The organism is Streptomyces sp. NPDC029044, assembly GCF_040637495.1.
In the GTDB taxonomy this organism is placed as follows: Bacteria; Actinomycetota; Actinomycetes; order Streptomycetales; family Streptomycetaceae; genus Streptomyces.
On sequence record NZ_JBEZWN010000063.1, the window covers coordinates 34,130 to 40,996 of the forward strand.

6 protein-coding genes are annotated in these 6,867 nt (G+C 71.3%); 3 read left to right on the plus strand and 3 right to left on the minus strand.

The features are described 5' to 3' along the window. Position 1 precedes the first annotated feature (1 nt). The 3 genes from AB0E85_RS32855 to AB0E85_RS32865 form a co-directional block, all read right to left on the minus strand. On the minus strand, positions 2–541 hold the full coding sequence (locus tag AB0E85_RS32855; RefSeq protein ID WP_361935007.1) for a tripartite tricarboxylate transporter TctB family protein: 540 nt from the start codon (positions 539–541) through the stop codon (positions 2–4). Next, positions 538–1,521, minus strand: coding sequence for a tripartite tricarboxylate transporter substrate binding protein (locus tag AB0E85_RS32860; RefSeq protein ID WP_361935026.1), 984 nt, complete (start codon positions 1,519–1,521; stop codon positions 538–540). The genes AB0E85_RS32855 and AB0E85_RS32860 overlap by 4 nt, the downstream gene beginning before the upstream one ends. 212 nt (positions 1,522–1,733) lie before the next feature. Beyond that, positions 1,734–3,743 (minus strand): FAD-dependent oxidoreductase, encoded by a 2,010-nt coding sequence (locus AB0E85_RS32865; RefSeq protein WP_361935010.1) that lies wholly within the window; start codon positions 3,741–3,743, stop codon positions 1,734–1,736. Positions 3,744–3,983: 240 nt separating this feature from the next. Here AB0E85_RS32865 and AB0E85_RS32870 point away from each other — a divergent pair, with 240 nt between their 5' ends. The 3 genes from AB0E85_RS32870 to AB0E85_RS32880 all read left to right on the plus strand — a co-directional run bounded on the left by AB0E85_RS32870 (position 3,984) and on the right by AB0E85_RS32880 (position 6,796). Then, a complete protein-coding gene (locus AB0E85_RS32870) occupies positions 3,984–5,882 on the plus strand; it encodes an NAD-binding lipoprotein (RefSeq protein ID WP_361935013.1) in 1,899 nt (632 codons plus the stop codon). A gap of 167 nt (positions 5,883–6,049) precedes the next feature. Beyond that, on the plus strand, positions 6,050–6,220 hold the full coding sequence (locus AB0E85_RS32875) for a DUF5670 family protein (RefSeq protein WP_062925324.1): 171 nt from the start codon (positions 6,050–6,052) through the stop codon (positions 6,218–6,220). Between the two features lie 84 nt (positions 6,221–6,304). Continuing rightward, a complete protein-coding gene (locus AB0E85_RS32880; RefSeq protein WP_361935017.1) occupies positions 6,305–6,796 on the plus strand; it encodes a hemerythrin domain-containing protein in 492 nt (163 codons plus the stop codon). Positions 6,797–6,867: the final 71 nt, after the last annotated feature.

The window sequence follows — 6,867 nt, forward strand, 5'->3', positions numbered from 1 at the left end:
GTCACAGCACTCCCATCAGCGGACCGCCGGGCAGGGGCACTCCGAGCAGGTTGTTGAAGACGGTGTAGGTGACGAGGGAGAGCCCGGCGGCGATGAGCGGATCGCGGTCGATCCGGCGGCTGCCGAGCGCGTAGGCAGCGCCCCAGAACAACAGCGCGCCCGCGATGGGGAAGCCGAGCGGTTCGATCAGGACGGCCGCGCCGAGGAACACCCCGGCGAGCAGCAGCACCGTGCGCCAGTCGGCGGGCTCGGACAGGTCGATGTCCTCACCGCCCTCGGCCTGGCCCCGGCCGCCCCGCAACACGTCCAGGGCGAGCAGGGCGGCGATGACCAGCAGGCCGGCGCCGACCACGATCGGCACGGTCTTCGGGCCGACCGGGCCGCGCTGGGCGATGTCGACGTCCATGGTGAGCGCGTCGGTCAGGACGAGGACGCCCAGCGCCAGCAGCAGCGCGCACACGCCGAGTTCGGAGTGCTCCCGCAGCCACGAGCGCCGCTCGCCGCCGGACTCCGCGGTGGGTATGTCGGTCTGCGTCGTCACAGTCCCAGCTCCTTCAGCACCGAAACCACGCGCTTGTCCTCGGCGTCGAGGAAGGCGCCGAACTTCTCGCCGGTGAGGAAGGCGTCGTCCCAGCCGTTCTGCTCCAGGGACTTGCGCCACTCGTCCGAGTCGTGGAGTTCCTCGACGAGCTGCACGAGCTTGTCGCGCTCCCCGTCGTTCAGGCCGGGCGGGGCGACGATGCCGCGCCAGTTGGTGAAGTTCACGTCGTAGCCCGCCTCCTTCAGCGTGGGAGCGTCGAGCCCGTCGACGCGCTTGGGGCCGGTGACCGCGAGGAGCCGCAGCTCGCCCGCCTTGATCTGGTCCAGGTACTCGCCGACCCCGGAGACACCGAAGGCGACCTTGTTGCCGAGGATCGAGGCGAGCAGTTCGCCGCCGCCGTCGAAGGGGATGTAGTTGACCTGCTTCGGGGGGATCCCCGCGGCCCGGGCCATCAGCATCGGCGCGAGGTGGTCGGGCCCGCCGGGGGACGAGCCGCCGCCCACCGGGAGCTTGCCGGGGTTCTCCTTCCAGGCGCCGATCAGGTCGTCGATCGTCTTGTACGGCGAGTCCTTCGCCACGACGACCACGTCCTGCTCCTCGGTGAGCCGGGCGATCGGCGTGGTGTCCCCGAGCGTCTTCGGCGCGTCGTTGGAACGGACGGCGCCCACGACTCCGAGGCCCATGGACATGGCGAGCTTGCCGTTGCCGTGCTCGCTCACCAGCCGGCTGAGGCCCACCGTGCCGCCGGCCCCGGGCAGGTTGAACACCTCGATGTTGTGGGTGAGTCCGGCGTCCTCGGCGTTCTTCGCGGCCGTGCGGGCCGTGATGTCGTAGCCGCCGCCGGGCGTGTTGGGGACCATGAAACGCAGGCCCGGGATCTGTGTGCCGGTCTCGGAGCCGCTGCCGGTCGTCAGCAGCGGCGGTCCGACGAGCACGAGCACGGCGGCCCCGAGCAGGGCGAGGGGAGTGCGCAGGCGCACGAGTGCCACCACCTGTCGGTACGTCGATGCGGGTAGGGATACGCCCTGTGGGGGAGGGTGACGTGGGCCACATGGTGCCTGGCCTGCTGAGGGCTGTCTCCCTTCCGGAAGCAACGGAGGTTTTGGTCATTGCGGTCGCGGGGGGCGCCGCCGGGCGCGAGCCAGACGCACGGGGGCCCCGGCGCGTGCGCGCCGGGGCCCCCGATCAACGGTCACTGATCCGAGTGGACCTCCAGGGCGGCCCGCACGGCCGACTCCAACGCCCCCTCGATCCAAGCCGGTTTGACGGACGTGTGGTCCCCGGCGAAGTGCAGCGGTCCCTCCCGCTCGGGAATGACGGGCAACAGCTCCGTGTGCTGTCCGGGCAGCAGCACCGACGCCTCCCCGTAGGCGTACGGGTCGCGCAGCCAGCTCTGGGTACGCCCCGCCCCGGTGTAGAACACCTCGAGGCGCCGGCCGTAGACCTGCTGGAGACCGCACAGCGCGTGCGGATACCGCGCTTCGTCGTCCAGGGAGTCCCAGCGCAGGGCGTCGTCGGCCCAGCTGTAGGACGCCAGGACCACACCGCCCGCACTGCCCGGGACCGGGTGGGACGGGTTGAACATGAAGCGGTTGGCGTTGTCCGACACCGAGCCGCCGCCCACGACACCGGCGGCCTCCGGCTGGTCCCGGCCGATCGCACGGTTCGCGGCGTAGTGGGTGCGCTGAGCCTGCGTGATGTGCCCGCCGGGCACCGAGGGGTGCGCGCCGAGCAGGCTGCCGTCCGCGGGGGCCTTGCCGGTGCGGTACGCGTCGTACAGGCCCGGGTCGACGGCGTTCAGCTCGCGCTTCCAGTCGGCCTCGTCGAACTCCCACCAGCGGCGGCTGAACTCCAGCAGCACCTTGGTCGCGCTGTCGTAGTGCAGTTCGCAGACCGCGCGGCGCTTGCGGTAGGACAGCGGCGGGTCGATCTGCACATGGCGCAGCCCGGAGAACGGCACGGTCACCACGGCGACGTCGGCGGTGAACTGCTCGCGCACGACCGGGCCGTCGCGCCCCTCGGACACGGTGTCCACCCACACGTGCGGGCCCTTGCTCCGCACGTGCCCGCCGTCCGCGGACGGCCGGTCGGGGTGGTGGTACTGGATGCGCGTCACCCGGCGGTCGAACCGCACCTCCTCGCGCACGCGCTCGAGCAGGGCGTCCGGCAGCACGGCCGTGCCGCCCTCCAGCTCGTAGAAGGGAGTGTCGGGGCTGATGAGGGAGGAGCCGATGAAGCTGTGGATGAAGGACAGGGGGAGACGTGAGGTGAGGTTCTCCAGGGTGCCGATCAGGTCGACGGTCCGCTCGTCGAGCCCCGCGTGCTCGGTGAGGAAGCGGAACATCGACCAGTCACCGAACCGCTTCACCACCCGCGCCCAGCCCCGCAGCCGCTCCGGCAGCGGTTTGTCGACCCGCTTGCCGTCCCGGCCGACATAGCTGAACTCATCGCGCACGGGGTCCAGCGCGGCACGAAGGATTGCCGCGGCCGGCGTGTCCCAGTGGGCCTTCGGGACACCGAAGGACCGGTTCACGCGCCGGGGGGAGCGGGCGTAGTCGGCGCGCCGCGTGCGGATGCCGTTGACGTGGATCCAGGTGCGCGCGGCGGGACGTCCCTCCTCGTCGACGTCGACGTAGTGGAAGCGCCGCTTCTTCAGATCGAACCGGTCGATGAGTTCCATCACCAGCGGATGGCTGCCGGGGATGCGCATCGCGCCTGCCTCGGCGTACTGGCCCGGATCCGCGAACGGCTGCGCGGCGCCTTCGTGGCCGCCCTTCCGGAAGGTCTTGATGCGGCCGCCCGCCCGGTTGCCGTTGGCCTCCAGGACCGTCACCCGGTGTCCCGCCTCCTTCAGCAACCAGGCGGTCACCAGCCCGGACGGGCCGGCGCCGATGACGAGGACGTCCTTGGGGCGGGTCCGTCGCGTCGGCAGTCCGTCTTTCAGGATGCGCAAGTAGCGCGGAACGAGCGGACGGTCGTCGGAATCCAGGACGAGCAGGGCACGGGCGACGGCGAGGCATCGGTCGGAGTCGGCGCCGCGGCCGCCGGGAACGGCCGGGGCGAGCGGTGCGGCCGGCGCGGACAGGGCTGTGGCGGTACCGCCGGCCAGGGCCGTCGCCACCGTGGCCGTGCCGGCCACCGCCGCGAACTCCCGCCGGGAGAAACGACCCTCACAGCACACCATCGCGTGATCATCAGTCATGGGATCTTTGTAACGGCGGCCGTGACGGGCCGCCGCCGTTCGCCCGGGCGTTGCCCCTAAGGAGCGAATCAGGGGCAAAACCCTCACGTCACAGCGGGTTCGCCGCCCACGACGTGCCCGGCGAACCCGAAGGGATGAAAGCGCGGCGAACCGCGTCCGCCGCCGCGAACGAGCCTCCACACTGCGACTGCGTATGTACAACCTTGCTCTCCGAGGGCCAGGGACGACGGAGGGGGAAGGGTGGCGCAGCGGCGCACTCAGTTGGGCGACCGGGCCCGTTACTGGTTCGACAGCACGCTGACCCGCGGTGCCTCGGCCCTGGTCGGCTGGATGGCGCTGCTGTGTCTGACCGTCGTCGTCCCGGCCAGCGCCCTTGTGGTGTGGACCGACCCGCACGCTCCGCAGTCCCTGCCGGACCGGCTGGTACAGGTGTGGCGCCTCACGGGGGAGACCCTGCGCCTGGGCGGGGCGACCGGCACGCCGCTGCGCGTGACGATGTCGGTGCTGCTCGCCCTGGTCGCCCTGCTGTACGTCTCGACGCTCGTCGGCCTGATCACGACGGCGCTCACGGAGCGGCTCACCGCGCTGCGACGGGGCCGCTCCACCGTGCTGGAACACGGGCACGTCGTGGTCCTGGGCTGGTCGGAGCAGGTCTTCACGGTGGTCAGCGAACTGGTGGCCGCCAACGCCAACCAGCGGCGCGCGGCGGTGGCGGTGCTGGCCGACCGGGACAAGACCGCCATGGAGGAGGCCCTGAGCACCAAGGTGGGCCCCGTCGGCCGTACGCGGCTGATCTGCCGCAGCGGCCCCACCACCGATCCGGCCGTCCTCACCCTGACCAGCCCGGCGACCGCGGGCGTCGTGCTGGTCCTGCCGCGCGACGAGCCGGACGCCGATGCCGAGGTCGTCAAGACCCTGCTGGCGCTGCGGGCCGCCCTGCCCGGGGAAGGCGTTCCCCCGCCCGTCGTCGCCGCCGTCCGGGACGACCGTTACCGTCTGGCCGCCTCACTCGCCGCCGGACCGGGCGGCGTCGTGCTGGAGAGTGACACCGTCACCGCCCGGCTGATCGTCCAGGCCGCCCGGCGCCCCGGGCTCTCGCTCGTCCACCAGGAGCTCCTCGACTTCGCCGGCGACGAGTTCTACCTGGTCGCCGAACCAGCCCTGACCGGACGCCCGTTCGGGGACGCGCTGCTGTCCTACCCGACGTCGAGCGTCGTCGGGATCGTGCGCGGCCAGACCCCTCTGCTCAACCCGCCGCCGCACACGCCCCTCGCCGAGGACGACCTGCTCGTCGTCATCTCCCGGGACGACGACACGGTCTGGCCGGCCGACTGCGCCGACTCGGTCGAGAAGGCGGCGATGGCGTCCGGCCCCGTGACCCCCGCACGGCCGGAGCGGGTCCTCCTGCTGGGCTGGAACCGCCGAGCGCCGCTCATGGTCGACCAGCTGCGCCGCCGGGCCCGGCCCGGATCGGCGGTCGACGTGGTGGCGGACGGCGGCGAGGAGACGGTCCGGGAGGTGAGCGAAACCGGCGCGCACCACGGCACCGACCTGACCCTGACTCTTTACCCCGGCGACGCCACGCGTCCGGAGACCCTGCGAGGTCTGGACGTGCACTCCTACGACAGCGTGATCGTGCTCGGCCAGGACCCGGCTCCCGGGCAGCCGCCGGACGAACCGGACAACCGCACGCTCGTCACCCTCCTGCTGCTGCGCCGGCTGGAGGAAGCCTCCGGACGCGAACTCCCCGTCGTCACGGAGCTGGTCGACGACCGCAACCGGGCCCTGGCACCGGTGGGCCCCGGAGCAGACGTGATCATCAGCGGCAAGCTCATCGGCCTGCTGATGGCGCAGATCTCCCAGAACCGGCACCTCGCAGCGGTGTTCGAGGAACTGTTCTCGGCCGACGGCACCGGCATCCGCCTGCGGCCGGCCGGCGACTACGTGCTGCCCGGCTGTGAGACGACCTTCGCCACGGTCGTGGCCGCGGCGCGGCAGCGCGGCGAGTGCGCCATCGGCTACCGCAGCCACGACGACGCCTCGACGAGTCCGGGTTACGGCGTGCGGGTCAACCCGCCCAAGGCCGGGCGACGCCGGTGGACGGCCGACGACGAGGTGATCGTCGTCGGCAGGGACTGAGCCGGCTTCCCCGGTCGCGAGACCGGGGTCGGCCCGGCCCCGCCGGCCGGCCCGTGCCGCCCCGGCAAAAGGAGTTCAAGTGCCCGTGAGGCATGTGAAGAAACACTGAAATTCGACTGCGTGTTCGTCTGCTGATGGGGCAATCGGAGGAGCGGAGGTTGATAACTATGGTTCCCCTGCTTCTCGTCCTGCTGCTGGCTCTGGTCCTTTTCGGTGCGGGCTTCGCGCTGAAGGCTCTCTGGTGGATCGCGGTGATCGTGCTGGTCCTGTGGCTGCTCGGCTTCGTGATGCGCACCGCGGACAGTGGTGGCCGTAAGGGCCGCTGGTATCGCTGGTAGACCGGCGCCCGGGGCGAGCGAAACGTCAGGAATGGGGTAAACGAAAGTGGCCCGATTCTCTCCCAGGAAAGGCGTTCCTTTTCCATGGCCGATACACAAGACGTCGTAGAACTCATTCTTCAGGACCACCGGCGCATGGAAGACCTCTTCCGGCGGATGCGCAGCGTCGAGGACGACCGGGCGGGTGCGCTGCGGGAGTTCGCGGACCTGCTGATCGCGCATGCGCAGGCCGAGGAGGCCGAGGTCTACCCGGCGCTGAAGCGGTACAAGAACATCGACGACGAAGAGGTCGAGCACGGCGAGCACGAGCACGACGAGGGCAACGAGGCCCTCCTGGAGCTCCTCCAGGTCGAGGAGGTCGGCTCCGACGAGTGGGACTCCAAGCTCGAAGAGCTGGTGGAGGCCGTCACCCACCACGCCGACGAGGAGGAGCGCACCATCCTCAACGGCGCGCGGGAGAACGTGGCGATGCAGCGCCGTGAGGAGCTGGGCCGGGCGTTCGTGCAGGAGCGCGAGCGTCAGCTGAAGGCCGGCTGCGGCTCCGTGGACAACGTGCGCAAGATCGTCGAGTCCTGACGCGGCATGCCGGCCCTGATGGTCACCGCCCGCGGGCGGTGACCATCAGGGGCGGGCGCATTCGCGGACAC